The following is a 26,719-nucleotide window of genomic DNA, read 5'->3' as shown; positions in this document are numbered from 1 at the left end:
TCTCGCGTGTCATTCTGAGGAGCAAAGCGACGAACAATCTCGCAGTCTCTGGGTCCAGCGGAGATTCTTCGCTTCGCTCAGAATGACAACGGGTAGTTTCCGGATGGACGCTAGCTGGTGGAGCTTCCTGGCTTTTGGAGAATACCCTTGCCTCCGAGCGACATTGTGGAAGCGGCGGGAAAGGTCGTGTTCGTGAGTCGTGCTCGTGATTCGTGGGTCGTGCTCGTGAGTCGTGTTGCTGGGGAAGAGGCAGGAACTCTCCATCGGCGAACCTTCATAGGGTCACCGTGTGAGCCGAGCAGCGAGGGGACAAGGGTGTTCTCCTGCCAAAACAGAAAAAAATGGTGGAATCATATACCTGCAACAATCCTCGGTTGAAAACTTTGGGCACTCGAATTTTGACATTTGTCATTATTCCTGCTGGCTCTCGCTCAACTTGACCAGATCCTCGGTCCTGAAATCATTCCCCTCGAGGGGGGTTCCATAGGCTCCATCGATTCCGAAGAAACCGGAGACCCTGATCCGCCCCTTCAGCGGTCCCGGAGCCCAGCCGAGAGAGACCCGGGTGAGGGGGTTGACTATCTCCTCGCCCGGCCCATAGACATCGAGGACGTCGCCTCGGCGGAGTCCTGACTGCTGGCCCGAGTCGATGTATACCCGGCCGGGTTCGATCCTTACCACCCTGGCGGACCAGTCGAAAAACTCGAGGGAATCGCTTATGCCCCGGGCGATCTGGTCGACGCCGATATCTATGGCCCGGAGGATGGCCCGTTCCCTGTTGAACTCTCCTATCTCCTTGGACTTGTAAAGGGGATTCCTTACCGCGTATGTCCGGATCGTGTTGCCGGTGGAGGCGTCCACAAGGCGGGCCTTGATGCTGGCAACTGCAAGGCCGACCTTGATCTCCCGGCTCACGAAAGTCGTGGTGGAGGCCACGTTGAGTGCAGCTAGCGACCCTGAGACAAGAGCATGAACACCCAGGGTCCTGTAGAGCGCCTTTGCCCAGATTGGTTTTGACAGATCGTCCTGTGTGATTCCCTTCTCAGAGGCAAAACGGGCGGCCAGGCGGGTGTCGAGCACCAGGACCCGGTCACTCCCCTCGAGAGCCTGAACGAGCTTCCGGGTGACTATCTGGCCGTAGGGCTGGTCCAGGTAATCGCTGTTGTTCTCAAAGGGCAGCACAAGAACCCGGTTTTTCAGATGACGAACAGGGCCGGGCGCCGAGACCGTAAGGCGCGGGGTCTTCGCTCCCAGGCCCGCCTGGGGCAGACTTCCCGGTAGGAGGGAGGGGGAAGGTGGCTTTTCTCGTTCAGGACGCGGCGGATTGAGACCCTTGGTGTACTCGAGCTCATCAAGGGAGACAGTGGCGCCCTCGACGAACCCGTCGTCGCCCTTGCGCGATTTCAGTGACGAACAGGCGGACAGCGAGACGATCACGGAGCAGAGAAGGATCAGGAGTAGCCGTACCGCCGTGGTGCCCTGTTTGTCTGCTCTGGCCATCTCGGAAGCCCCCGATGTTGTTGTTGAAGACGATAGACCCTCGCCTCGAGCGGTGAGAGATCTTGAGATAATATCAGAAAACCGGAGCAAGGAAAAGCCCGGTCCCCCCCTTGGGGACCGGGCTTTCTAAACCAGAAGCGGCAACTTACTCAGGCAATGGCGAGCTTAGAAGTCGGCCTGGAAGTGGATACCGGCATAGATGTCGCTTCCGAGGTCGTTCTTGCCTGTGCCGAAAGCGTCCTTGTTCGCGTCACTGCCGTGATCCAGGTAGGTGATTTCAGGCTGGATGTAGAAGTTGTCGGTCAGGTTGTAGAGCACGTTGATGAAGAACCCATAGGTGCTGAGGTCACTCTCGTATCGAACGGTGTCAGTTCCCAGTTTGGCACTCGGCTTCTGCTCGACCGAGGCAGTCTGGTAACCACCGCCCAGGTTCAGGGCAACGGTCTCAAAGGGGAAGCTCAACTCGATAAAACCGCCCCAGCTCCTGCAGTCGTTGAGGTCGTTTCCGGCCACCGTCACACCCGGTGCTCCAAACACGGTTGTTGCGTTCGGACGGCCGTCGAAGCTGTTTGCACGGAGGCCCAGGTTGTTTCCCCACCAGCCCTCGTACACGATCTTCATGAAGTCGAGGTTGACCCTTCCGTCAATAGCCGCAGCATAGACACTGGCGCCCACGTCTTTGGTCCCTGGCTTGATCCCCTTGAGATCCCACTGCTGGTAGTACCCGCTCACTGTCACGGGGAACATCTCGCTGGCCGTGATGCCGACCGCGGCAGTAAGAGCCGGAATGTAGGTCTCGCTGACGAAGTTGGGGGTAACGATAGTTGTTGTTACTTGACCCGTGAGGGGATCTATCTCGTAGTCCTGTATACCAAGACTGGAGGCACTGGGGACCGTGAAGTTCTCGAGAGCGACCTTCAGGTTCCAGGTGTCAGCAGCATAGGTATACCGGAGCTGGGGCACCCGGCCGAAGTAGAGACACCCGTAACCGATGCTGGCCAGGTCGTCGGCCAGCCTCATGTCAGTAAACCCGAAGGCCATGACCGACCACGTGTGGCCGAAGAGCAGGCTTGAGCCGCCCCCCATATCCCAGGAAGCGTAGATGTGACGGGTGGAGACACCGGTTGATCCCATGGCGAACTCCATGAACCCGGTCACATCGCCCACCGTGGCCTTGAAGTTGATCCTGCCGTTGCCGGGGTTTACCAGGAAGAACTGGGTCTGTGAATCCTCGTTGGCACGCCCGGCCGTGAACCCCTGGCTGTCGCCGAGATCAGAGAACTGCCAGCCGGCATCGAGTCGAACGCTACCACCGATGGCGAATTCGGCAACAGCCCAGCTCGGGGCGGTCATGCCCAGCACAAAAACCGCTGCCGCAGCCAAAACAAATATCTTCTTCATCATTTACCTCCTCACATGCATGTTTTTTGTTCTTAGGGCAGATGCCCGAAAGACGAGAGGCCGTAACGGCCAAAAACCTGTTTCACCTCCTTTCCGTCAGAATTACACCTCCACCTCCCTCCAGAGAGAGGAAAAGCTGCTCAAACGCTTTACCGGCGGTAAATCCAGCTTACTGATAACATGCCTTATAGCACCAACAAAGGCCACTGTCAAGAGAAAAATTCATCAGATCCGGAAAAAAATCTCCTCCCTGTTTGAAAGCTCAGAAAAGCTCGTAGACGAGGACCGAGCTCGAGGCCCCGCTTCTCAGGGGCCCCTTTGAAACCCCTGTCATAACGATCTCGTCCTTGCCGTCGTTGTCGATATCCTCGACCTGGTAGTCTGAGATGTAGCCTGAGAACTCGGCTATCTTCCAGTTCTCCGCTAAACCGAACCCCCTCCAGGCGAGATTGACAAGCCGCGCCTGCCGATAGCTCCGGAGCCTCTCTACGATGTTGAGTTTGAACGTGTTCTGACTCACGATGACCTCTGAGATCCCGTCTCCGTCCAGGTCTCTCGTCAAGACCCTGCCGGGGATGTAGAGGCGCTTGTCAGCATCTGAAATACCCTGTGAGCCGATCGAGTAAAAGATATCCGAGGCCCCGTACTTTGCCGAGCTCTCCCATCGGAAGGCCCCCTGGGGGTTCATCACACGGAGTCGATCGTGGTAGTCCACGTAGATGACACTCGGCTCGCCCCGGCCTTCCACGTCCGCAATGGCAAGGCTGAAGACCGGAATCTCCTTCTTTATGAAGGGCTTTTTCTCCGGATGGAACCGCTTTTGTTTCCACTTGAAGCGGTAGATCGCCCCGTACGGGTGTTTGACGGAGCTCATCTTCTGCCCCACCAGGGTCAATCCCTTTCCGGGAATGTCTGTGACCCGGAAAAACCAACGGTCCCGGTCGCTGATCTTCTTGATCCTTCCCTGTTCAAACTCGAGGATAAAAGAGCGTAGACCTCCGCTTCTCATGTTACTCACAATGATCTCGGAAAAGCCGTTCCGATTCACATCGGCAACATCAAGGGTCAAAAAGTTGTCGTTCCGGCGGCCTCGGATCTTCCTGAATAGTTGGGGTTTTCCCCCGATCTGCTTGTAGATGAAGAGGGTGCGGCTGTCCATCAGGACCAATTCATTCAGTCCGTCTCCGTCTAAGTCCCCCACACCCAGACCTCGTATGAAAGTGGGAAGCGTCTGCAGGGTTTCAAGCCCCCGTGTAGGCTGAGGAGGAGGGGGTTTCTCACCCTTGACCCCTTCAACCACCTTCTCGTAGAATGCCGCGATCTTGGATTTCTCCGGAGGTTTCTCTTCCTTTTTGGGAGTAGCTGAAACGACTACGATACGCCTCCGTATGCTGTCGGCAAATTCGCCGAGCCCTTCCATGGCCGCGTCGAGCCCCCGGTATTGGGAGGCGACGCCCACGGGCGGCCCCGCCCTCTCGACGCTGATGAGCCTGGCGTCGAGATTGACGAACTCTCCCACCTTGGTAAGGTTGCCTACGATTGCGTAGTCCGCGTTGAGCCGAGAGCTTATCTCGCGTACGGCCTCGTCGGTCACCCCCGAGAGGTCGCGTCCGGACAGGGCGTCTCTCACCGTGCGGAAGTCGACCACTTCCATGTCTCCTCCCTCGATGAGCCGCCCCGAGATGGTGACAAAGATGGCCTCCTGGAGGTAGTCGAGATTCTCCTTGGCGTGGAACTGAAAGGGGAAGACGGCGACCCTTATGGGGTTCTCACCCCTGACTTCTCCTCCCGAGAGGAGAGAAATGCACCATAAGATCGGCAAAAGGAATAAGGACATCCTAACCAGGGACTTCACCTTTGATTCTCCTGACCGACACTCGGTATGGAACCGGCCTATCACGAAATGAATATGCCTTTATACTCCACCCCCGGACAGGTGTCAACGCCGGGAGGCCGTCGAGATCCACCTGCTGATTCCGGAGCTTCTGAGAATAGGAGCGAAAGTCAATTTACGATTCCATGCTTCAGGCGGTGAGGTGGTTTTCGATGAACCGACTATTACTGCTCAACCATCCTGCTATTCTGAGGGGCAGAGCAACGAAGAATCTCGCTTCTATTCCGGTCATTCGTCCTAACTCAGACTATTGACCCATTCTGTTCCTCCTTGGGTCTGCTCGAGAGCCTGCCCTGAACCGAGTGAGGGGACGATTCTGACAGACCTTGGGGGGCGAAGAATCTCTGTTCCCGGACTGACTGAAGCTCCCGGTGGCAACGCGAGTGGAGATAGATGACCGATCAGGGGTGCTTTGTAAATCCCAAGCACGGGCCCGTCGGGCTGACCGCCCCCCGGGCTCAAGCCGATACTCTCACCAGCAGGGCCGCTCCTGTGTCTCCGGCCGCACAGCCCGTAAAAAGGCCGTAACCTCCGCCGAGCACGACCACTTCCTCTATGAGTTCGATGATGCAGCGGCCGGCGGTCGGTCCCTGGGGATGGCCGAAGACGATGGGGCTCCCGTAGTTGTTGAACTCCATTACATCTATGCCCAGCTCTCGGGCCATGTATATGTCGTTGGCTGCAAAGGGGTTGTGGGTCTTGATGGCCTTGAGGTCCTTGATATCGACCCCTCCCCTTTCCAGGGCCATTCGTGCTGCAGGCACCACGGCCATTGCCATATGGGCCCTCGGGGCCCGGCCGAAGCCGTAGGAGACGATCTGGATCTCCACCGCAGGGTCGGGGCTCAGCTCCCTGGCCCGGTCGCGAGTTGTGACGACGATGGCACAGTTTCCGTCTGCAGGATGGGTTTGGGCTCCGAAGGTATGTACCCCGTCGGGAATGACCGGTTTGAGTCTGGCCAGCCCCTCGGCGGTCGTAGGAGTGATGCCTTCGTCCTCCTCGAGGATGCCCGTCTCCTTCTTGGTCTTCCGGTATTCCACGGGAAACATGTATCGCTTCTGGAACTGCCTGTCATCGGCAAGGCTGTCCAGATACTGCTCGTAACGCCTGAGGGCCACGGCATCGCAGTCCTCCCTGGTGATGCCGCCGACTTTGGCCACCACATTTTCTGCGGTCTGAATCATCCGGACGCCTCCCCAGGGATCGAAGTCGAAGTTGTCCATGAGCCAATTCTCAGAGACGACCTGGGCGCCCGGGGCGAGGGGGTTGGGCCAGACCGTGTGCGGGCCGTTGGAGGTGCGGTCCGTCATGAGGGTGAGAACCGTGGAGTAGAGACCAGTTTCGATGCCCAAGGCCGCCTCGTTGATGCAGGTGGTCGAGGTGGAGCACGCCTGGGAGATATGGCATGCGGCGATCTCGGTGGCTCCGATCAAGGCGGCAGCCCAGGGGGCGGCGTAGAAGGTGTGGAGCTGGCCGATGGTTTTCCCAAGAAAGAGATAGTCGAACATCTTGGGATCGAATCCCTTTTCGGCGAGCCACCTCCTGGCCGTGGCCGCGCCCAACTCGACAGAGTGTTCATGCTGGAGGCTGCCCTGCCACCGGGCAAAGGGTGAACTGTAGTAGCCTCGATAGGGAATAAAGGCCTTCTCGTACATGGTTCTCTCCTCACCTGTTTGTTGGAACACGATAGGGTATCTACGTGGTGGTTGCTTGACCGTTTTTTCACATGACCCAAGGTAGTACAAAGGGGTTCCGGTGTCAAGGCAACAGGGTTGAGGATTCTGCTCGATTTCCGGGGGCGTTTCTCGATTCCCAAAGGGTATCTCTCGGCTGCTCGCTCCCGGGCTCGCGGGCTGGGAATTCTTGCCCCTTCCCCACGAACCACGCCCCACGAACACGAATCACGAACCACGCCCCACGAACACGAATCACGAACACGAATCACGAACACGCCCCACGAACACGAATCACGAACACGAATCACGAACACGAATCACGAACACGCCCCTCCCCTTCGACTCCGCTCAGGACAGAGCCCCCCGTTCTTTTCCGATGGGTACCCTACCGCTTCCGCAATGCCGTTCGGGAACAAGCACGCTGCCCAAAAGTCAGGCAACTCCACGCCCCGGAACCCTTGACAAAGGGCCTCTTTTATCAAAGAATGATTTGAAACGATTCCAGGGAAGGGACAGGGGAAAAATGGGCTATGAGAACATTTTGTTTGAGGTTGACGGGGCCGTGGCCAGAATCACCATCAATAGGCCGCCCCATAACGTGCTCGATATCCAGACCATGAGGGAGATCAATGAGGCCATCGAAGAGGCCCAGCGGGTTCCGGGCCTGAAGGCTTTGGTGGTCGGGGCTGCAGGTGACAGGGCCTTCTCCGCCGGTGTGGATGTGAGGGATCACACGCCGGAGAAGATGGATGAGATGATCGAGGTCTTCCACAGGATCTTTCGGCTGCTCGCCGCATGCCCCATACCGACCATTGCCGTGGTATCAGGCATGGCCCTGGGAGGAGGATGTGAAGTTGCGGCTTTTTGCGACATGGTGATCGCTTCGGACAGGGCGAGCTTCGGGCAACCTGAGATCAAGGTGGGAGTCTACCCCTCAATGGCTGTGGCTTGGTTTCACAGGGTCATCGGGCTGAAGAAGAGCTACGAGCTGCTTCTCACAGGGGAGACCATCAGCGCGGTCGAAGCCGAACGGATCGGTCTTGTCAACCAAGTGGTCCCCCATGAGGAGCTCGACCTTGCGGTGAGGAGGTTCCTGAGTCACCTCACGGACAAGAGTTCCGCTGTTCTCAAGTGGGCAAAGACCGCGATGAGACACGGAATGGGTGTGGAGTTTGAGAGGGGGTTGGAGGCCTCAGAGATCATTTACAAACACGGCCTCATGGAGACCGAGGATGCAAAGGAGGGAATCTCGGCTTTCCTTGAAAAAAGAAAGCCGGTTTGGAAGGAGAGATAGGCGGGTGCAAAGGGCGTTCAAATCGTTTGAATTGTTCGAGGCGCAGATCGATCACGCAACGGTGAGACGGTCTGCACGCAGGTGAAGCGGCTCGAAGGAGTGAAGCGGTCGAGCAACTTGAACGTCTGCATGAGTGCAGGAGGCGTTGGATCGGAAAGGACGGACGAGCATGATCACTGCCGGAGTGGATATCGGGTCCCTCTCCGTAGAGACCGTGATCTACGAAGATGGCAAGGGGATGATCGCCTACGCTCTGGGGCTTGTGGGTGGAAGCAGCAGGGATGCATCGAGTCGTTCGCTGGAGGAGGCTTTGGGGCTTGCCCGGCTCGGGAGAGCGGACATCGCCCGTGTCGTCTCCACGGGCTCGGGCCGGGAGATCCTCGACCTTGCGGACGAGAACATAACCGAGATCACGTGCATCGCCAGGGGGGTCCATTTTCTGTTCCCCCAGTGCCGAACCATCATCGATATCGGCGGGCAGGACACCAAGGTTATCCGGATCGACGAGGCGGGTCGGGTCGTCTCCTTTGACATGAACGACAAGTGTGCCGCGGGTACGGGGCGGTTTCTGGAGGTTATGGCCCATGCCCTTGACGTGGGTCTGGAGGAGATGGGAGAACGGTCGCTCAGGTTCCGGAACGCCATCGAGATCAGCAGTGTGTGCACGGTCTTTGCGGAATCTGAGGTCATCTCTCTGGTTTCAGAGGGCAGGGCCGTAGACGACATCCTCCATGCCCTCCACCATGCTGTTGCGGACAGGACCCTGAGCCTGCTGGACCGGGTTGGTGTTGAGGGAACGGTCGCCATGACGGGCGGCGTGGCCAAGAACATCGGCGTAGTCAGGGCGCTGGAGGAGAAGATGGGCCTCTCCTTGAAGATCTATTCGGAGCCCCGGATCGTCGGTGCGCTGGGTGCGGCCCTGCTTGCAGCGGAGAGGAAATCCCGATAAGCCCTGCCTCCCGTATTCGAGAATCAGGGCAGTATTTGTCGAATCTCTTGCGGTCCAACCTTTCCCTCCAGGATCGCCCAGTGAGTTCAGGAGCGAGGGGGTAAGAGGCATCCTCAAAACGGGGATACTCCCGGGATCGCGTGATTGACTTTGCATGGGGGGCATGTTAAGCATAGACTTTTGCGGTTTCCCAGTTGTGCTGTTGAGGCTGACGTCGTTCGTCTTCCGATCTGTAAGGGGTCGTACCGGCCGACAAGAGAGAGCGATCCATGTCAGGGTCCATCAAGTCCGTTGGAATCATAGGAAAGAGAAACAGCCCAGAGGCGGTTGCCGTGGTGGAGAATCTGGTCGAGTGGTTCAGAGAGAAAGAGATCGAGGTATTTCTCGACAGTGAAATGGCGGCCGCCATCGGCCATGTCTCCTCTTGGCCGGGGGAGAAGATCCTGGCGCCACTCGACTTGCTGATAGTTCTGGGGGGGGATGGAACCCTGCTGAGCGTGATCAGGCGCACCGGTGAGGAGGGGGTGCCGATCCTCGGTGTCAATCTGGGAGGATTGGGATTTCTCACGGAAATCACCCGGGAAGAGCTCTTTCCTGTTCTGGAAAAGGTGGTCGAGGGGAGGTTCCGGACTCATGACAGGGTCGCCCTGAGAGCAGGGGTTGTCCGGAGGGGCGAGGAGGTCGCCGCGTTCCGGGTTCTCAACGATGCCGTGATCAACAAGGGTGCCCTGGCCAGGATTATCTATCTGAAAACTACGATCAACGGGGAATATGTGGCCACATTCAGGGCAGACGGACTGATACTGTCGACCCCTACGGGCTCGACAGCCTACTCCCTCTCGGCGGGGGGGCCGATTGTCTACCCCTCTCTTGAAACGATCATCATCACGCCTATCTGTCCCCACACACTCACCAATCGGCCTATCATCATTCCCGATGATGTGGTCGTCAGAGTCACCCTCGAGTCCGAAAGCGAAGAGGTCTTTCTTACACTCGACGGCCAGGAGGGCTTTCCCATGGAAAGGGGCGACACGGTCGAAGTCCAAAAGGCACCTGGGAGGGTCTTGTTGATCGAGTCTCCGTACAAGGGGTATTTCGAGGTTCTCAGAACAAAACTGGGATGGGGAGAGAGCTCGGCATCGGACGATCGTCATGCTGGTGGAACTTAGGATCAGAGACCTTGCTATCATCGATGAGGTGGACATCACCTTCTCGAAGGGCCTCAACGTTCTGACAGGGGAAACCGGGGCGGGAAAGTCGATTATTCTCAATGCAGTCAACATGCTCCTTGGAGATCGGTCCTCCGAGGAATCGATCAGGACGGGTGCCGAAAAGGCTACTGTAGAAGCGGTCTTCGATGTTTCGGATTATCCCCATCTCAGGGAGAAGCTCAGGGGCGTGGGGGTCACCGGCGAAGGTGAAATCCTGATCAAACGGATCGTTTCCCGTTCCGGCAGAGGTCGGGTTTTTCTGAACGGCGACCTTGCCAGCCTCGCCGCCGTCTCCAGGATCGTGGAAGTGCTCCTGTCGATCTATGGCCAGCACGAGCATCAGACCCTTCAAAGGGCGGAAAACCACATCGATATCCTCGATGAATACGGGGGGCTGATCCCACTGCGGGGCCGGTTTGAAGAGGCCTTCCGGGAAGCCGAGAGGCTGACAAGGGAGATCGCCTCCCTCAAGGAGGAGGAGGAGCGGTCCATAAGGGACAGGGAATTAATGACTTTCCAATCCCAAGAGATTGCGGCTGCAAACCTCCACGAGGGGGAGGAAGAGACCCTGGGGGAACAGAGGAGGATCCTCGCGAATGCGGAGAGACTCTTTGAGCTGGCGGGTCTGGCCGAGGGAGTTCTCTATTCCGGTGAATCTTCGATTATTGAGAAACTCCACGTGGCTCTTCAGAAGGTCCGGGAAATCACCCGGATCGATCCTTCCCTGCAATCCCTTGCCGAGACCATCGAGTCTGTCTTCTATCAACTGGAGGAGGTGGCATACTCCCTGAGGGATTATCAGGGGAAGATCCAGTGTGATCCGGATGGATTGGAGGCCGTGGAAAGGCGGTTCGAAGAGATTCGGCGGCTGAAGATGAAGTACGGCCAGACAATCGGGGAGATTCTCCAGTTCAAGGAACGGATAGACCGGCAACTCGAAACCTTCGACTCCAACCGGCTCCGGATCGAAGCACTCCAGGGCCGCCTGGCCGAGGTGGAGCAGAGGGCGATGGAACTTGCCCGTGCGCTTTCCGAGGAGCGGAGAACAAAGGCCGTGGCTTTTGAGAAGGCCATGGAGGGGGAACTCTCGTCCCTGGGCATGGGGAACACGGTTTTTGAGGTTCGCTTCGGGGCTGAGAGACAGGCAGCGAGGGAGAAATGGAGCTTTGTCCAGGGTATCCCTCTGGCTTCGAAGGGGATGGACACGGTGGAGTTCTACATCTCTCCAAATGTGGGTGAAGAGCCGAAGCCTCTCAGCAGGATCGCCTCGGGGGGAGAGCTCTCGCGCATAATGCTGGCCATGAAGCGGATCATCGCCTCAGCCGAGCCTGGACAGACCCTGATCTTTGACGAAGTCGACGCCGGGATAGGAGGAGCGGTGGCAGAGGTGGTGGGCAAGAAATTGAAAACCCTCTCCTTGCACCACCAGGTTCTCTGTGTAACACATCTGCCACAGATCGCCTGCTTTGCCGATGTCCATCACAGGGTGATCAAGAGGGCACACGAGAATCGTACCATAACCGAGACAAAAGAGCTCGGCCCTGCAGAACGGGTGGATGAGATTGCACGTATGATGGGTGGCGCTGAGATCACGGAGAAGACGCGGGCTTACGCGTCGGAGATGATCGAGAAGGCATCACAAGAACCCGGGTGAAGGAATCGGTCCTATCCCTCTTCTCCGAGCAGTATCCTCAAGACGAGATTTGCCTGGTGATGGGCTGCGATTCCGACCCTGGGTGCCATGAGGCCCATACCCGGCCTGGCCGCCGTCTGCTGGTCACCTACGATGTAGATCCTCGACGAGAAGCGGGTTGTCTGGATGGTATTGCTGTCTTCGTATCCGGCCAGTCCGGATGCCCCGACGATGTACTTGTCAGGGTAGAGTTGCGAGACCCTATTGATGAGCATGGCTTTCATGTCCGCCCTGTCGAAAGCCTCTACCACGATGTCGACATCTGCGAAGATAGGACCGATGTTTTCCGGATCGAGGACCACTCGGTGGGTGATGAGGGTTACATAGGGGTTTATCCTTACCAGGCTCTGCCGCAGGGCCTCGACCTTTACCATCCCAATCTGATCTACGAAGTACTGCTGTCGGTTGAGATTGCTCGGTTCGACCACGTCGTAGTCGGCGAGAACCAGGGTTCCCACTCCCACCCGGGCCAGGGCGAAGGCGATTTGAGAACCGAGCCCTCCCAGCCCGGCGATGCCGACCCGGCCTCTCTTGACTTTCTCGTGGACCCCGGGGGTGTGGCGGGACATCATCAAGACCTCGAGTTCTTCTCTTGATGGGACCTCGCCTCTTTTGATGAAGACCACCCTGTCTCCATCCTTGAGGGGGATGTTCTCCGCCACCGGGAAACCGTTATAGATTACCAGGTCTGCGTCGGGTTTGACTTCGGCTTTCAAGTCCATCAGGCCGAGCCGCGGGGTCACCTCGCGCGGCCTCTCGTTGACTCTCACGGTGATCATGACGAGCCTCCCGGGAATCGGTTTTCCGGCGCCTTGACACAGAAACGACGCCCCCGTGCCGCTGCGACTGCTTCGGCCGGCGAGCATCAGGAGAGTTCCGGCCGCCCATCTCGGCAGAGATCATCCGCCCTTGCAGGAGTGAGATTCTCTTGTCTCGGGCCCTCTATGACTTCCTAGCTTAGCCGAGGTTTATTGACGAGTCAAGGGAGAAGGTATGTGGAGTTTCGTCAGTTTTCGGCCGGGGATTCTTGCAAATATATGACTCCACGATTTTTTTCTGTTTTGGCAGGAGAAAACCCCTGCCCCCTCGCTCCTGGGCTCACGCGGTGACCCTATCGAGGTTCGCGGGTGGAGAGTTACTGCCCCTTCCCCAGCAACACGACCCACGACTCACGAACACGACTCACGAACACGACTCACGAACACGACCCACGAATCACGAACACGACCTTTCCCGCCGCTTCCGCAATGTCGCCCGGAGGCAGGGGTGTTCTCCAAAAGCCAGGAAAATCCACAGAAGGTATGGGAGGTGAAAGGGCCTCCAGCGCCTCTCCATTTCTCGAGAAGGCCCTTATCTCTTCGCTTCCAAGCTCCGCCCCTGTAAGGTAATGGTCTCCCATGACCTCTGTTTGACTTTACGGCGCCAGGGTGTTATGAAATGCCTTTAATCTGAGACCTTGCCGGTCGATCGGCTGATCGCGGAGGGGATTCAAGTACCGGTTGAGAGAGGAAGAGACAAAATGAGGCGTATTGCGATCATGGGGACCGGTTCATATGTACCGGACCGGGTTCTGACCAACACGGATTTGGAAAAGATCTTATGGACGTCGGACGAGTGGATAAGCAAGCGGACAGGGGTCAGGGAACGGAGAATCGCGGCCCATGATCAGTATGCCTCTGACCTGGGCAGGGAGGCGTCACTCAGAGCCATGGAGGTTGCCGGGCTCTCTCCCTTGGAGGTGGAACTGATAGTACTGTGTACCATGACCCCGGACACGGCGTGTCCCTCCGGGGCCAACTGGCTGGAGGCTTCGCTGGGGGCGGAAAATGCGGTCTCCTTCGATGTTGTCGCCGCCTGCAGCGGCTTTGTCTTCGGTCTTTCGGTGGCCGAACAGTATCTCAAGACCGGAGTCTTCGGCAACGCTCTGGTCGTGGCTTCGGAAGTGATGAGCCGGACCCTGGACTGGACGGACAGGGAGAGTTGCATCCTGTGGGGGGATGGATCGGGTGCGGTGGTGCTGAAGGCGGTAGAGGGCGATGATGGAGGATACAGCGAGATACTCTCCACCCACATCCATACGGACGGCAAGAACGGGCAGAACCTCCTCCTTCCGGGAGGGGGGTCAAAGACGACCCCTATTTCACATAGGAGTGTGGATCAGAGGCTTCACACCTTACGGATGATTCGAGCAAGCGATTCGGTGAGGGTGGCGGTCAGGTACTTTGCCGAAGCCGCCGAGGAGGCTGTCTTTAAGAACGGGTACACCCTCGACGACGTAAAGGTCATCGTTCCCCATCAGGCCAACATCCGGATCCTCCAACAGATGGCAAAGAGACTGAAGGTACCCATGGAGAAGGTCTATCTCACGGTCGCCAAGTATGGAAACATCTCCTCGGCCACGGTCCCCATAGCTCTCGATGAAGCCGTCCGGGACGGAACGATCGAGAAGGGGGATCTCGTGGTCTTGACCGCATTTGGAGGAGGACTGACCTGGGGGAGTTCTTTGATTCGGTGGTAATGAGGTCCTCCACGCCTTTGCAGGAGCAAGGGGCAAATTTTGTCTCTCTGGTTGAAAACCGGTCGGGGCACGGCCTTTTGGGGAGGACGGGCCGTTTATGTAAATTGCCTTTTATGTCGAATAGTTATATATGTCGTACCCGGGAGGTTCCTGAATGGTGAAGCAGTTGGTATCGTAATTGCACAATGCTCTAACCGTCCGTGGTGGAGCAGGAATCCCTCTGACAATGGAGGACTCGATAGGCGAAAAAAAACTTGACACCCCATACCCCTTTTGATATTTAGGCTATTAGTATGACAAGGTGTCTCAGAAAAAGGGGGGCGTTTTGGCTGGTGATCATCTCACCATTCTCGTTTTTTCGAAGAATTCGTCGAATGTAAGGCGTTACAGGGTACCAAGACTCCTCTTCAGGGCACTGGCTGTCGTGTTGCCCCTGCTCGTCGGCATGACTGTCCTCCTCGGTTTGAATTTTCTTCGGAGTCCGAGACATGCCAGCCTGATTGCCCAACTCCAGGAGGGGAACAAGGCCCGGCGTGAGGAGATCCGATTCTTTTCCGAGAGGATCGCAGAGCTGCAGAATCAAATCGCCCAGATGGAAGAGTACGACTCCAAGCTCCGGGTCATCGCAAACCTCGAGAACCGGCCGAGTTCCCTGTTCGGGGTTGGGGGTCCGCTGTTGGAGGATCTTCGAGCGAGGATGAGCCGTCGGGGAGGTCTCGAGACTTCCCAGGGCCGGCCTGACGCGGGCCCGAGTGCATCCACTTCGCAGACTCAGGTGCCCCAGAAAGGGGTGCATCGGTCGGCGGCGCTGGTCCATAAGGGCCGAAGGGCTTCCCCCTATGTACCGTCGATATGGCCCACCCGGGGTTGGATTACAGGGGATTTCGGGTGTCGAATCTCCCCGTTGACAGGGCAGCTGGAGATGCACCAGGGGCTGGAGATTTCGAATTCACTGCACACTCCGGTTGTCGCTTCGGCTTCCGGTCTTGTGACTACGGTAGGGACGGATCCTGACCACGGCAAGATGGTCGTCCTCAGCCATGGCCACGGTATCATCACAAGATACGGTCACCTCGATGAGGTTGAGGTGAAGATCGGCCAGAATGTGAGGAGAGGCGAAGTGATCGGCAAGATGGGGACTACCGGCCGTTGCACGGGGCCTCAACTCTACTACGAAGTCAGGGTCAACGGCATTCCTCTCGATCCCAGAGATTTTCTCTGTAACTGAGAGGCCCTCTGCTACCAGGAGCCTTCTCTCCAATCGGTTTTTCCCTTCCTTTTTTCCAGTGGTATTACCAGAGGCCGGCTGCCCCCAGCCTCGGTGCCCGCCCGGATCCGCGCTTGCGGAAAGATCGACGCACCTTGCGACATGCCCCTCGAAAATTGGCGGAGCCCCTCGGATGGCGGGGCCGGTTGAATCACCTCGGGGAAGGCAGTATAATGGTTTGGATTTACAAGTAAAGGAGCAGCGGTCATGCTTTCCATAGTAAAGAAGGTGGTGGGCACAAAGAATGATCGAGAGCTCCGGCGAATTCGGCCTTTGGTCGGACAGATCAACGCGTTGGAGCCTTCCGTCCAAAAGCTCAGCAATGCCGAACTTCGGGCAAAGACATCGGAGTTTCGTGAGAGAATCGATCGTGGGGAGCCCCTTGACAGCCTTCTTCCTGAGGCGTTTGCAGTGGTCCGTGAAACGAGCAGGAGGACCCTGGGTGAGCGCCACTTCGACGTTCAGCTGATCGGGGGAGTGGTCCTTCACGAGGGTAAGATCGCGGAGATGGCAACCGGTGAGGGAAAGACCCTGGTGGCTACACTCCCCGTCTATCTCAACGCTCTACAGGGCAGGGGCGTCCATGTGGTGACCGTGAACGACTATCTGGCAAGGCGTGACAGTGAGTGGATGGGAACGATCTACGGCTTCCTGGGCCTGACGGTGGGTGTCATTTACCATGACATGGATCCCGAGGCCAGAAAGAAGGCGTACCGGGCCGACGTCACCTATGGTACGAACACCGAATTCGGTTTCGACTACCTCCGGGACAACATGGCCATAGACGTGGAAGGCATGGTCCAGAGGGAGCACCACTACGCTATCGTGGACGAGGTGGACAGCATCCTCATCGATGAGGCGAGAACTCCCCTGATCATCTCGGGACCTGTGGAACACTCCACCCACCATTTCAGGGAGGTGAAGGGACCGGTTGAGAGACTGGTAAGGAACCAGAACAGCCTCGTCAACCGTTTCGTTTCAGAAGCCGAGAAGATGCTCGAGGACGGGGAGACCTACGAGGCAGGGATACGTCTCCTCCAGGTCAAAAGAGGGGCACCCAAGAACAAGCGGTTTCTCGCTCTGATGGAGGAGGCCAAGTACAAGAAGCTGGTCGATCGCGTGGAACTGGATTTTATCCGGGACAAGCGGATGGACGAACTCGACGAAGAACTCTTCTACTCCATCGATGAGAAGTCCAATGTCTGCGATCTTACCGAAAAGGGCAGGCGGGCCCTGTCACCGGGGGATCCCGATTTTTTTGTCCTCCCGGATTTGAGCCAGGCCGATGAGGAGCTCGGGGAGACCGAAGAGGAGAGAATCAAGAGACGACACAAGCTCGAACGGGAGTACGCAGAGAAGGCGGAAAAGATCCACAATATCACCCAGCTTCTCAAGGCATACAGCCTCTTCGAGAGGGACGTGGAGTACGTGGTCAGCGACGGCCAGGTGATCATCGTGGATGAGTTTACAGGCAGGCTCCTGCCCGGCCGCAGGTACAGCGACGGATTACACCAGGCGATCGAGGCCAAGGAAGGTGTGTCGATCGAGAGAGAGAACCAGACCCTGGCCACGATCACGATCCAGAACTATTTCAGGATGTATGAGAAGCTGGCCGGTATGACCGGAACGGCGGATACCGAAGCTGCCGAGTTCAACAAGATCTACAAACTCGACGTGGTGGTGATCCCCACGAACATGCCCATGATCAGGAAATCGTATCCCGACGTGATCTACAAGACGGAGAGGGAGAAGTTCCGTGCGGTGGCCGACGAGATCGAGGAGCTTCACCGCCAGGGGCATCCGGTCCTTGTGGGAACGGTGAGTATCGAGAAATCCGAGCGGCTGAGTAACCTTTTGAAGAAGAGAGGGATCCGCCATCACGTGCTCAATGCAAAGCAGCACCAGCGAGAGGCGGAAATCATCGCCCAGGCGGGAAGAAAGGGAGCCGTAACGATATCCACGAACATGGCCGGACGAGGGACGGACATCCTGTTGGGCGGCAATCCGAAGTTCCTGGCAGGGGTATCTTTTTCTCCTGATGCGACGGACCGTGAAAAGCAAAAGGCCTTGGAAAAGGCCATGGCAACGGCGGCAAGGGAAAAGAAGGAGGTTCTCGCCCTCGGAGGCCTCCACGTGATCGGCACGGAACGGCACGAGAGCCGGAGGATCGACAATCAGCTCAGAGGAAGGGCCGGACGGCAGGGTGATCCTGGCTCTTCCAGGTTCTATCTCTCCCTGGAAGACGACCTCATGCGGATCTTCGGGTCTGAGCGGATCGCCAATGTCATGGACCGCTTGGGGATCGAAGAAGACCAGCCCATCGAACACAGGTTCATCTCCCGGGCGATCGAGAACGCCCAGAAAAAGGTGGAGGCCCACAACTTCGATATCCGGGAGCACCTCCTGAAATACGATGACGTAATGAACAAGCAGAGGGAGGTGATCTATGAAAGGCGCAGCCAGATCCTAAGAAAAGACGATCTGAAGGATACGGCCAGGGAGATGATGGAGGAACTCGTGGACGATCTCATCGAGGTCCATACCGATGAGAAATCCTTCCCAGAGGAGTGGGACCTGGAAGGCCTCAAGAAGGACTTCTACGAGAACTTCCAGTTTTTTCTCGATCTTGATCACCAGTCCCTGGAAGAGCTGACCCGGGAGGGGTTGAGGGAGCGTATGCTGAGGGCGGTATTCGACCGCTATGAGGAGAAGGAGGCCGAAATAGGAGCCCCCCTTCTCAGGCGTCTCGAAAAGGTGATAATGCTCGACGCCATAGACCACTTCTGGAAGGAACACCTTCTGGGAATCGATCAGTTGAAGGAAGGGATCGGCCTTCGTGGATACGGCCAGAAGGATCCCCTGATTGAATACCAGAAGGAGGGGTATGAGATGTTCCTCGACACCCTCGAGGAGATCAAGAAGGGGACCGTAAAGAACCTCTTCAGATTCAGCCTGGTTCGTGAGGAGCCGAGAGAAGAGAGGAGGCCGAGGTCGCAGAGGATGGTTTTCAGCCGGGGAGAGATGCCCCAGCTCGTGCCGCAGGAGATGGCCATGGCGGCCGAGGCCGGAGGCGGAAGAACCGTTGAAACCGTGAGGCGGCAGGGGCGGAAGATTGGACGGAATGAGCCTTGTCCTTGCGGGAGCGGGAAGAAGTACAAGAAGTGCTGCGGCCGTAATGCATAGTGGGTGAGGAACTATGACGGAGGAGAGAGAGGATCTGTTTCTGGTGCCTGGATTCCAGTTCAGCGGGATCTCTGGCGGGATCAAGAAGAATGGGGCCAGGGATCTCGGCCTCATTCACTCGGATACGGTCTCGACTGCCGCCGGGGTTTTCACGACCAATCGGGTCAAGGCTGCTCCGGTCCTGTTGGACATGGAGAGAATCCGGCAGGGGAGGTGCCAGGCCATCCTGGTGAACAGCGGGAATGCCAATGCCTGTACAGGGAAGAAGGGACGCGAGAATGCACGGCTTCTTGCGGATCTTGTGGCGGACGAGTTGGGTATTTCCCGCGATCTGGTTCTTGTGGCGTCAACCGGCGTGATCGGCCAGCCGCTGCCCATGGACCGAGTCGTCAAGAAACTCCCCAAGCTGGTCCAGGAACTGGCGCCTCATGGGGTGAAGATGCTGGCCGAGGCTATGATGACGACAGATACCCGGCCGAAGATAGACCGTGAAACCCTCGCCATCGACGGGGGTGAGATCCACATCTGCGGCGTGGCCAAAGGGGTCGGTATGATCCACCCCCGGATGGCCACAATGCTTTCATTCATCGTGAGCGACGTTTCGATCTCACAGGAGTTGCTTGCGGCCTTGACCAGAGAGGGGGCGGAAAGGACCTTCAACCGTGTGACAGTCGACGGCGACACGAGTACCAATGATACGCTGCTTGTCCTTGCAAACGGCCGGGCTGGAAATCGACGAATCGACCGGTCCTCCTCCTCCCTTTCGGCCCTTTTCCAGGAGAAGCTCTGGGCCGTAATGGACCGGCTGTCGAAGAAGCTGGTGGAGGACGGGGAGGGGGCCACCAAGTTCGTTGAGATCCTGGTCAGGGGAGCTCCGGAAGAAGAGGACGCCTTGAAGGTGGCGTTCAGCATCGCTCATTCACCCCTGGTCAAGACGGCTTTCTTTGGCGAGGACATGAATTGGGGCAGGATCCTCTGTGCTGCAGGCTATTCCGGGGTGGCAATAGATCCGGACAGTCTGGACCTCTTCCTGGACGACGTGCTCATCGTCCAGAACGGTCTCGGCTGTGGCAAGGAGGCCGAAGAGAAGGCGACAGAGGCGATGAGGAAGAGATCCTTCACGGTCACCCTCGATCTCCATCTCGGAACGGCAGGGGCCTCGGTTTTCACCTCGGACCTCTCCTACGACTATGTGAGGATCAACGGGTCCTACCGGTCCTGATACTCCGTACAAAGCCTTTAGGAAAGGAAGAACTCTTATGGATAAGAGCCAGCGTCCCGGATCCAAGAACCGGATTCTGTCCAAGGAACAGGTCGATCGCGTCAACGAGTATTCTCTAAGGGTTCTGGAAGAGATCGGGTGCAAGGTCCTCTGTGATGAGGCTCTGGACATCCTCGGCAGGATCGGGTGTGATGTGAGCCGTCCCGAACGGGTGAGGATCCCCCGCGGGCTTGTTATGGAGGCGATCGAGGCGGCCCCCAAAACGATCGAGGTATTCAACCGGGACGGGGAGAAGGCCATGACGTTCGCCGAGGACTCCTGCTACTACGGGACAGGTTCTGACTGCCCTACGACGATCGATCTCTACTCAGGGGAGCGGAGGCCCTGTACAAAACAAGATGTGGGAAGGCTGGCCCGTTTCTGTGACGGCCTTGCCAATATCGACTTTGTAATGTCCTTCGGGATCGCCAACGACGTACCCCAGGGGGAAAGCTTTGTTCACCAGTACGAGGCCATGCTGCTGAATACGAAAAAACCCGTCATCGTCACCGGACACGGCAGAAACGATATGACGACCATCATAGAGATGGGTGCAGCCGCAGCAGGTGGCCTGGATCGCCTGGAGGAACGGCCCCATCTCATTCTCTATACCGAGCCTGTCTCTCCTCTGGTCCATACGGAGATGGGGGTGGGCAAGGGGCTTGTCTGTTGTGACCATGGGATCCCCTTTATCTACATCGGCAGTCCCATGATGGGAGCGACCGGCCCCGCAACCCTGGAGGGCATCCTGGTTCAAACGGTTGCGGAGTCCCTTTCCGGCCTGGTCATATTCCAGGGGAAGAAACCCGGAGCGAAATTCATCTTTGGCGGCGATGCGACCTGTATGGACATGAGGACGACTCTTTTCAGCTATGGAGCCCCGGAACTCAATATCCTGAACGCTGCCTTGGCTGATATGGCCCACTTCTACGGGCTTCCCTTCTTCTGCCTGGCCGGGGCTTCGGATGCCAAGGTGCTGGATGCCCAGGCAGGCCTCGAATATGCCATGTCCATCTACAATGCCACCCTTAACGGATGCAACATCATCCATGATTGCGGCTACCTGGAGTCGGGTCTGACGTCCTCCTTCGAGTCTGTGCTTTTCGCCGATGAGATCATCGGCATGGTAAAGCACATGCTCCGGCCCCTCCGGTTCGACGGGGAGACGGTTCCTCTGGAACTCATGGACAGAGTCGGTCCGGGAGGGAACTTCCTGATGGAGGATCACACCCTGGCAAACTTCAAGAGGACCTTCTGGTTCCCCCGGTTTCTGGACCGGAACGTCCACGAGACCTGGCAGCAGGAGGGATCGAAGGACCTCAGGACGGTGCTCGGGGAGAGGGCGAGGGCGATTTTTGAGGCTCACAGCCCGCCTGTGCCATCCGAAGAGGTCGTCCGGTCGATCCGGAATATCGTGGCCGCCCACAAGCCTGACGTGCATGCCTCTTGAGGCCCGGTCTGGGGAAGTGTCTCTCGGGTGAGGTAGCCGGCAGGGGCAGTACCCCCGAGTGACGGTTTTCCCGATCCCCTCGAAGGGGAAGAGATCCAAAAGGTGAGATCAGTGAACCGGAGAGAGAGAGTTCTTACCACCCTCAGCCACAGAGAACCGGATCGCGTGCCCATCGATCTGGGTGGATCTGATGCAAGCGGAATCACGGCGATCGCCTATAACAGGTTCAAGTCCTTTCTCGGTTTGAAAGGGGGGAGGACGCGGGTTTTCGATCCCTACCAGCAGATCGTGGATATCGAAGAGGAGGTCTTGCACGCTGTCAGAAGCGACGTCCGATCGGTCATGATCGAGCCGAAACGCTACAAGCCGTGGAAACTACCCGACGGTTCGGACTGCGAGATTCCTGAGAGGTGGAGCCCGCAAACCAGGGAGGACGGTTCTCAGGTGGTCTTGAACGACCAGGGAGAGATCACCGCTCTCATGCCCTCGGCAGGCCTGTACTTCGAGCCGGTGCACGCCCCGTTGGCCGGTTGCGAGACGGTGGGAGACCTGGATCGTCATCGTGGGGATATCGAGTCCTTCGATCTTCCCTCATATCTCGATCTCAGTTTTGAGGAACTCGCCTGGAGGGCAAAGGAGATCAGGGCAAGATCGGACCATCTCCTGACAGGGGGGAATTTCGCCGGCCATATCCTTGCTGCAAGCCAGATTCTGAGGGGATGGGATGTCTTCCTCCTCGATCTTCTCGAGCGGCCGGCTTTTGCCGAGGCCCTCATGGAGAGGCTTGTCGATGCTTACTGCGAGAGGTTCGACAGGTATTGGAGATGGCTCGGACCGTATCTGGATGTGGTGGTCTTCAGTGACGATCTGGGGACTCAGATCGCACCGATCCTGTCTCCTGAACTCTACCGGAAGAGAATCAAACCCTATCACAGGAGGCTGTACACCTACATCAAACAGAGGTCAGGGGCTTTTGTCTTCATGCACAGCGACGGGGCGATCTACAGGTTGATTCCGGACTTGATAGAGGCGGGAATCGACATTCTCAACCCTGTCCAGGCTTCGGCTGCGGACATGGAGACCGAAAGGCTCAAGAGGGAATTCGGTGACAGCCTGGTCTTCTGGGGCGGCGGATGTGATACCCAGAGGATCCTCCCCCGAGGCAGCAGGCAGGAAATCAGGGACGAGGTGAAAAAGAGAATCGACGATCTGGCCCCCGGGGGTGGATTCGTTTTTGCCCAAGTCCACAATATCCTTCCCGATGTCCCGCCTGAGAACATCATGACCCTGTACGAGGCGGCCTGGGAGTTTGGGGGATGATCTGAGGCCGTGCAGGAGTGGCCCGGCGAGAGTCGAGGGGGCTGCCGGGTTTTTTGAGGGGATTTGGTATACCGAGGCTTCCAACTTTCTTGAGGCCGTAATGGATGTCGGGGAGTAGTCGGAAGACAGGTTTAATATCAATAGAATATCATCCTAGGTGTGCCTATTCTATCGATCTTGTAAGGAAACACCCTTGACTTAAATCAGGAGCTGTGGTATACCAGAGAACAATGACAGACAAGAAGGCAGATCTCGCCGGACCCGGCATTGGGGACTATGCGGAAGTGGAGAAGATTCTTCCCCGGGATTACTCATCCATCCTCACCCCGAAGGAGACCATGAAAGCCCTTTTTTCGGTGAAGGCTTACATAGAGGAGAATCTCTGCAGGGAGCTCAACCTGATGGTGGTGCAGGTTCCCCTGATCGTGGACGCCGAGAGTGGTGTAAACGACTATCTGGACCGTGATGGGTCCCGGGCTCCGATCCAGTTCCACATTTCGAATGATCACGACAAGCATCCCATCGACGCCCAGATAGTTCAGGCCGCAACCAAGTGGAAGCGAATGGCCTTGAAGCAGTTCGACATGGGGGTGGGCGAGGGCCTGTGCACGGATATGAGGGCCGTGCGGAAGGACTACTTCCTCGATCACGATCACAGCGTCTATGTGGACCAGTGGGACTGGGAGAAGGTGATTACCGCTGAGCAGCGCAATCTCGACTACCTGACCGAGGTCGTGAAGAAGATCTGGAAGGTTCTGAAGGGTGCCGAAACCCATGTACAGGAGCTTTACCCGCAACTCAAGACAGACAAATACCCCAATCTGCCCGAGGAGATAACGTTCCTCCACGCCGAGGACATTCTCGACCGGTATCCTGACCTCCCCAGGAAGCAGCGCGAGACGGAGACACTCAAAGAGTACCCTGCGATTTTCATTTACGGAATAGGGTGGCCCCTCAAGGACGGCTATCCCCATGAGATGCGGGCGGCGGATTACGACGACTGGGTCACGGAGACGCGGTCTGCGGACGGGAGGCCCATGCACGGACTCAACGGCGATATCCTTGTCTGGAATCCGGTAACTAGGCGGCGCCATGAACTGACCTCCATGGGGATCCGTGTGAACGCCGAAACCCTCAAGAAGCAGTTGGAGATGGCCGGCCAGCTCGACTTTCTGAAATTCCCCTACCACCAGGCGATCCTCAACAACGAGATCCCCCTGAGCATAGGCGGAGGAATAGGGCAGTCCCGCACCTATATGCTCCTGCTCAAGAAGGCACATCTCGGAGAGGTGAGTGTTACGGTCTGGCCGAAGATACTCAAGGAGATGTGCAGCAAGAAGAACATCCATGTGCTGGAGTGAAGGGTGATCGGGGTTACCGTATCGTGGGAGGGGGCCTGAATGGGAGAGGCGGGGCCGGCACGCCTTTTGAAAGAGAATGTCTCTGCACGCAAGGCGGTGTCCCAGAAGCAGGAAGCCTATGAATCGTTGAAGAACTGGATCATATACACCGATCTCAGGCCCGGAACCCCCCTCAAGGAGCGGGAGCTTGCAAAGTTGTTCGGCATCAGCCGGACTCCGCTTCGCGAGGTGCTCCAGCGTTTGAGCTACCAGCATCTCGTGGTCATAAGACCGCGCAAGGGGATCTTTGTTGCCCCCATCGATTATATCAACCTCAGATCGACCTTTGAGGTTCGGGCGCCTGTAGAGGCAAAGGCCGCCAGTCTGGCGGCTCGTCGGGCGAGTCCCGACGAGGTCGAGTCGCTCCAGGAAATCGTCGACCTTTCCACTCAAAGGCGAACAAGGGGGGATGTGAAGGAGGTAATCCGCTTCGACCAGATGTTTCATGAGAGGCTCGGAGACCTCTCGAGAAACCCGGTGCTCAAGAAGATGATCGAAGACCTGCACAATGTCTGCCTTAGATTCTGGTATCTCTCCATCGATTCCATACCCGAGGACTATACTGGCCTTGAAGACCTCGGTCCCATCGTCGAGGCCATACGGAAGAGGGATTGCGGCCTGGCTGCCGAGCTGAACGAGCGGCATGTCATGAGATTTCTCAGCCTGTTTGAATAGGGCTGAGAAATGTTTGTCTTCCGGCGGCCACCATCGCCAGGAGTGCGCCCATCCATAATGTGGGCGAGGGATGTGCTCCGAAGGCGAGGAAACTCCACCCCTTGATCCACCGTCAAAAAAAAGAAAAAAACCTCCTTGGCCCTGTGAAAACAGGATGATAGAATACTTTTAGCACCAAGAATCTATCACCAAGGAGGTGAAGTTATTATGTCACAAGGTGTGTTACCTTTCAAGTATGAAGAGGAGCAAAAAGAGGGTGGGATGACGGCGTTTGGTGGGCTTCCGATGTATTTGGATTGGGGTTGAGGGAATCTATTGAGCGTCATGTAGGGGTTCGGCGAGGGGGGCAGGGTTGGACAGATGGCCAGGTGGTTTTATCGTTGGTTTTATTGAATTTGGCAGGGGGGGACTGTGTTGATGATCTTCGGATTTTAGAGGGGGACGAGGGGTTTTGCCGGGTATTGGAGCGGGTAGAGACCTATGGGATGAGGCGGCGGGCCAGGCGGCAGTTGGAGAGGAGGTGGCGCAGGGAGCGTCGTCGTGTGGTGCCCTCTCCCTCATCGGTGTTTCGTTATTTATCGTGGTTTCATGATGAGGAGGAGCAGAGCAATCGAGAGCCGCACAAGGCATTTATACCCAAGGTGAACGTTCATCTTGAGGGGCTTGGTCGGGTCAGGCGGGAATTTATCTCATTTATTCAGAGTCGGTCTCCCCAGGTCGAGGCGACCCTGGACATGGATGCCACGTTGGTGGAGACGAGCAAGCGGGGTGCTCTTTGGAGTTACAAGGGGTTTCGAGCTTATCAGCCCCTCAATGTTTACTGGGTTGAGCAGGATTTGGTCATACACTCTGAGTTTCGGGATGGCAATGTACCTGCGGGATATGAGAATCTACGGGTTCTAAAGGAGGCTTTGGGGAGTCTTCCAGAGGGGGTAGAGAAGGTCTATCTGCGTTCAGACACGGCTGGCTACCAGCAGGATCTGTTGAAGTACTGTGCTGAGGGTAGGAGTGAGCGGTTTGGGGTGATTGAGTTTGCAGTTGGGGTGGATGTGACCGGGGCGTTCAAGGAGGCGGTTTCAGAGGTTGAGGATGGGGACTGGGAGCCTCTTAGGCGATGGGTTAATGGTAGCTGGAAGGATACGGGTCAGGAGTGGGCTGAGCTCTGTTTTGTACCGAACTGGGTGGGTTACAGCAAGAGGGGTCCTGACTATCGGTATGTTGCGATCAGAGAAGCTCTTTTTCAGCTTGAGTTTTCTGGTATGGAGAGGCAGCTTCCCTTTCCCACGATGGAGTTTTCTGGCAAGGGCAGCTACAAGATCTTTGGTCTTGTTACCAACCGTACGATACCAGGAGAGGAGCTGATTTGGTGGTATCGGGGAGGCTGTGGAAAGGCTGAGGAGGCCCACTCTGTGATGAAGGGGGATTTGGCGGGGGGGAGGTTTCCCTCTGGGAGGTTTGGGGAGAATGCGGCCTGGTGGGCGATCATGGTTATTGCCTTCAATCTAAACTCAGCCATGAAGCGGTTGGTTTTAGGTGGGCAGTGGTTAGGAAAGCGTCTCAAAGCGATTCGGTTTTCTCTGATCCATGTGGCTGGCCGGGTGATGGAGCGATCCAGGCAACTGATCGTTCGACTGGCTCGTTCTCATCCATCGACAGAGATACTGCTTGATGCTCGCAGGAGGATTCTCGCATTGGCCCATGGGCCACCTGGGTAATGGATGAGACACAGACCAGAAAGGACCCTAAAAGAGCCGACTGGATCGGCAAGGCAGACCTCTGTCGAGAATCTGCAAAATAGCGAGCTCCTGGGCACCAAATCTGGCCACTGAGTGCCACCGGGACTCTCGTGCCGCTCAAACCGGGTCTTAGACCTCGCCACAACCGGTATCTGAGCAATAGGCGGTGGATTTTGGAGGGCCGGAGGGGTTGCCTTTTTGCATTTCATGGGCTAACATTGATTGCGGTGTGTGGATCGCTTGGGTTCTCCGAGACGTTCTAAGCACTCGAATTGTTCGACCGGCTTCGCC

At 57.2% G+C, this 26,719-nt stretch carries 18 protein-coding genes and 1 pseudogene; 13 read left to right on the top strand and 6 right to left on the bottom strand.

The genetic code is table 11. The features are described from left to right. Nucleotides 1–411 precede the first annotated feature (411 nt). The 4 genes from JRJ26_07775 to JRJ26_07760 all read right to left on the bottom strand — a co-directional run bounded on the left by JRJ26_07775 (nt 412) and on the right by JRJ26_07760 (nt 6,450). Nucleotides 412–1,500, bottom strand: coding sequence for a hypothetical protein (locus tag JRJ26_07775; GenBank protein ID MBW2057379.1), 1,089 nt, complete (start codon nt 1,498–1,500; stop codon nt 412–414). Nucleotides 1,501–1,665: 165 nt separating this feature from the next. Then, nucleotides 1,666–2,904 (bottom strand): hypothetical protein, encoded by a 1,239-nt coding sequence (locus JRJ26_07770; protein MBW2057378.1) that lies wholly within the window; start codon nt 2,902–2,904, stop codon nt 1,666–1,668. 259 nt (nt 2,905–3,163) lie between these two features. Continuing rightward, nucleotides 3,164–4,723, bottom strand: a complete 1,560-nt coding sequence (locus tag JRJ26_07765) for a VCBS repeat-containing protein (protein ID MBW2057377.1) — start codon at nt 4,721–4,723, stop codon at nt 3,164–3,166. A 530-nt stretch (nt 4,724–5,253) separates the two neighbouring features. Next, entirely contained in the window at nt 5,254–6,450 is a 1,197-nt protein-coding gene (locus tag JRJ26_07760) for a thiolase family protein (GenBank protein MBW2057376.1), read from the bottom strand. 544 nt (nt 6,451–6,994) lie between these two features. Between JRJ26_07760 and JRJ26_07755 the strand changes: the two genes are divergently transcribed. The 4 genes from JRJ26_07755 (at nt 6,995) to recN (ending at nt 11,579) form a co-directional block, all read left to right on the top strand. Then, complete coding sequence (locus tag JRJ26_07755; protein ID MBW2057375.1) at nt 6,995–7,765, top strand: enoyl-CoA hydratase/isomerase family protein; 771 nt, start codon at nt 6,995–6,997, stop codon at nt 7,763–7,765. Between the two features lie 169 nt (nt 7,766–7,934). Then, nucleotides 7,935–8,714: a 2-hydroxyglutaryl-CoA dehydratase gene (locus JRJ26_07750; GenBank protein MBW2057374.1), complete on the top strand. Its 780-nt coding sequence runs from the start codon at nt 7,935–7,937 to the stop codon at nt 8,712–8,714. A 269-nt stretch (nt 8,715–8,983) separates the two neighbouring features. Continuing rightward, nucleotides 8,984–9,883, top strand: a complete 900-nt coding sequence (locus tag JRJ26_07745; protein ID MBW2057373.1) for an NAD(+)/NADH kinase — start codon at nt 8,984–8,986, stop codon at nt 9,881–9,883. Further along, on the top strand, nt 9,867–11,579 hold the full coding sequence (recN, locus tag JRJ26_07740) for a DNA repair protein RecN (GenBank protein MBW2057372.1): 1,713 nt from the start codon (nt 9,867–9,869) through the stop codon (nt 11,577–11,579). Before JRJ26_07745 ends, recN begins: the two co-directional genes overlap by 17 nt. 11 nt (nt 11,580–11,590) lie before the next feature. On the opposite strand, the gene thiF is transcribed toward recN, so the two are convergent. Together thiF and JRJ26_07730 are read right to left on the bottom strand one after the other, a co-directional pair. Next, nucleotides 11,591–12,397, bottom strand: a complete 807-nt coding sequence (thiF, locus tag JRJ26_07735; protein MBW2057371.1) for a sulfur carrier protein ThiS adenylyltransferase ThiF — start codon at nt 12,395–12,397, stop codon at nt 11,591–11,593. 416 nt (nt 12,398–12,813) lie between these two features. After that, entirely contained in the window at nt 12,814–13,017 is a 204-nt protein-coding gene (locus JRJ26_07730) for a hypothetical protein (protein MBW2057370.1), read from the bottom strand. 120 nt (nt 13,018–13,137) lie between these two features. Here JRJ26_07730 and JRJ26_07725 point away from each other — a divergent pair, with 120 nt between their 5' ends. From JRJ26_07725 to JRJ26_07685, 9 genes and pseudogenes are all read left to right on the top strand, one after another. Continuing rightward, entirely contained in the window at nt 13,138–14,136 is a 999-nt protein-coding gene (locus JRJ26_07725; protein ID MBW2057369.1) for a ketoacyl-ACP synthase III, read from the top strand. Nucleotides 14,137–14,461: 325 nt separating this feature from the next. Continuing rightward, on the top strand, nt 14,462–15,364 hold the full coding sequence (locus JRJ26_07720; protein ID MBW2057368.1) for a peptidoglycan DD-metalloendopeptidase family protein: 903 nt from the start codon (nt 14,462–14,464) through the stop codon (nt 15,362–15,364). A gap of 246 nt (nt 15,365–15,610) precedes the next feature. Further along, nucleotides 15,611–18,586, top strand: coding sequence for a preprotein translocase subunit SecA (gene secA / locus JRJ26_07715; protein MBW2057367.1), 2,976 nt, complete (start codon nt 15,611–15,613; stop codon nt 18,584–18,586). Between the two features lie 13 nt (nt 18,587–18,599). Further along, a complete protein-coding gene (argJ, locus tag JRJ26_07710; protein MBW2057366.1) occupies nt 18,600–19,808 on the top strand; it encodes a bifunctional glutamate N-acetyltransferase/amino-acid acetyltransferase ArgJ in 1,209 nt (402 codons plus the stop codon). Between the two features lie 37 nt (nt 19,809–19,845). After that, nucleotides 19,846–21,297 carry a trimethylamine methyltransferase family protein gene (locus JRJ26_07705; GenBank protein ID MBW2057365.1) on the top strand — a complete coding sequence of 484 codons (1,452 nt, stop codon included), beginning with the start codon at nt 19,846–19,848 and terminating at the stop codon, nt 21,295–21,297. Between the two features lie 102 nt (nt 21,298–21,399). Then, nucleotides 21,400–22,617, top strand: a complete 1,218-nt coding sequence (locus JRJ26_07700) for a methyltransferase (protein MBW2057364.1) — start codon at nt 21,400–21,402, stop codon at nt 22,615–22,617. A 230-nt stretch (nt 22,618–22,847) separates the two neighbouring features. Then, nucleotides 22,848–23,978: an aspartate--ammonia ligase gene (locus JRJ26_07695; GenBank protein ID MBW2057363.1), complete on the top strand. Its 1,131-nt coding sequence runs from the start codon at nt 22,848–22,850 to the stop codon at nt 23,976–23,978. A gap of 39 nt (nt 23,979–24,017) precedes the next feature. Next, the gene (locus JRJ26_07690; GenBank protein MBW2057362.1) at nt 24,018–24,692 is read left to right on the top strand and encodes a GntR family transcriptional regulator; all 675 of its coding nucleotides are present in this window, start codon (nt 24,018–24,020) and stop codon (nt 24,690–24,692) included. A 207-nt stretch (nt 24,693–24,899) separates the two neighbouring features. Further along, nucleotides 24,900–26,407, top strand: a pseudogene (locus tag JRJ26_07685) (IS1380 family transposase). Nucleotides 26,408–26,719: the final 312 nt, after the last annotated feature.

The organism is Deltaproteobacteria bacterium (genome assembly GCA_019308905.1).
In the GTDB taxonomy this organism is placed as follows: domain Bacteria; phylum Desulfobacterota; class BSN033; order WVXP01; family WVXP01; genus JAFDHF01.
This window is presented reverse-complemented; position numbering and strand designations above follow the sequence as displayed.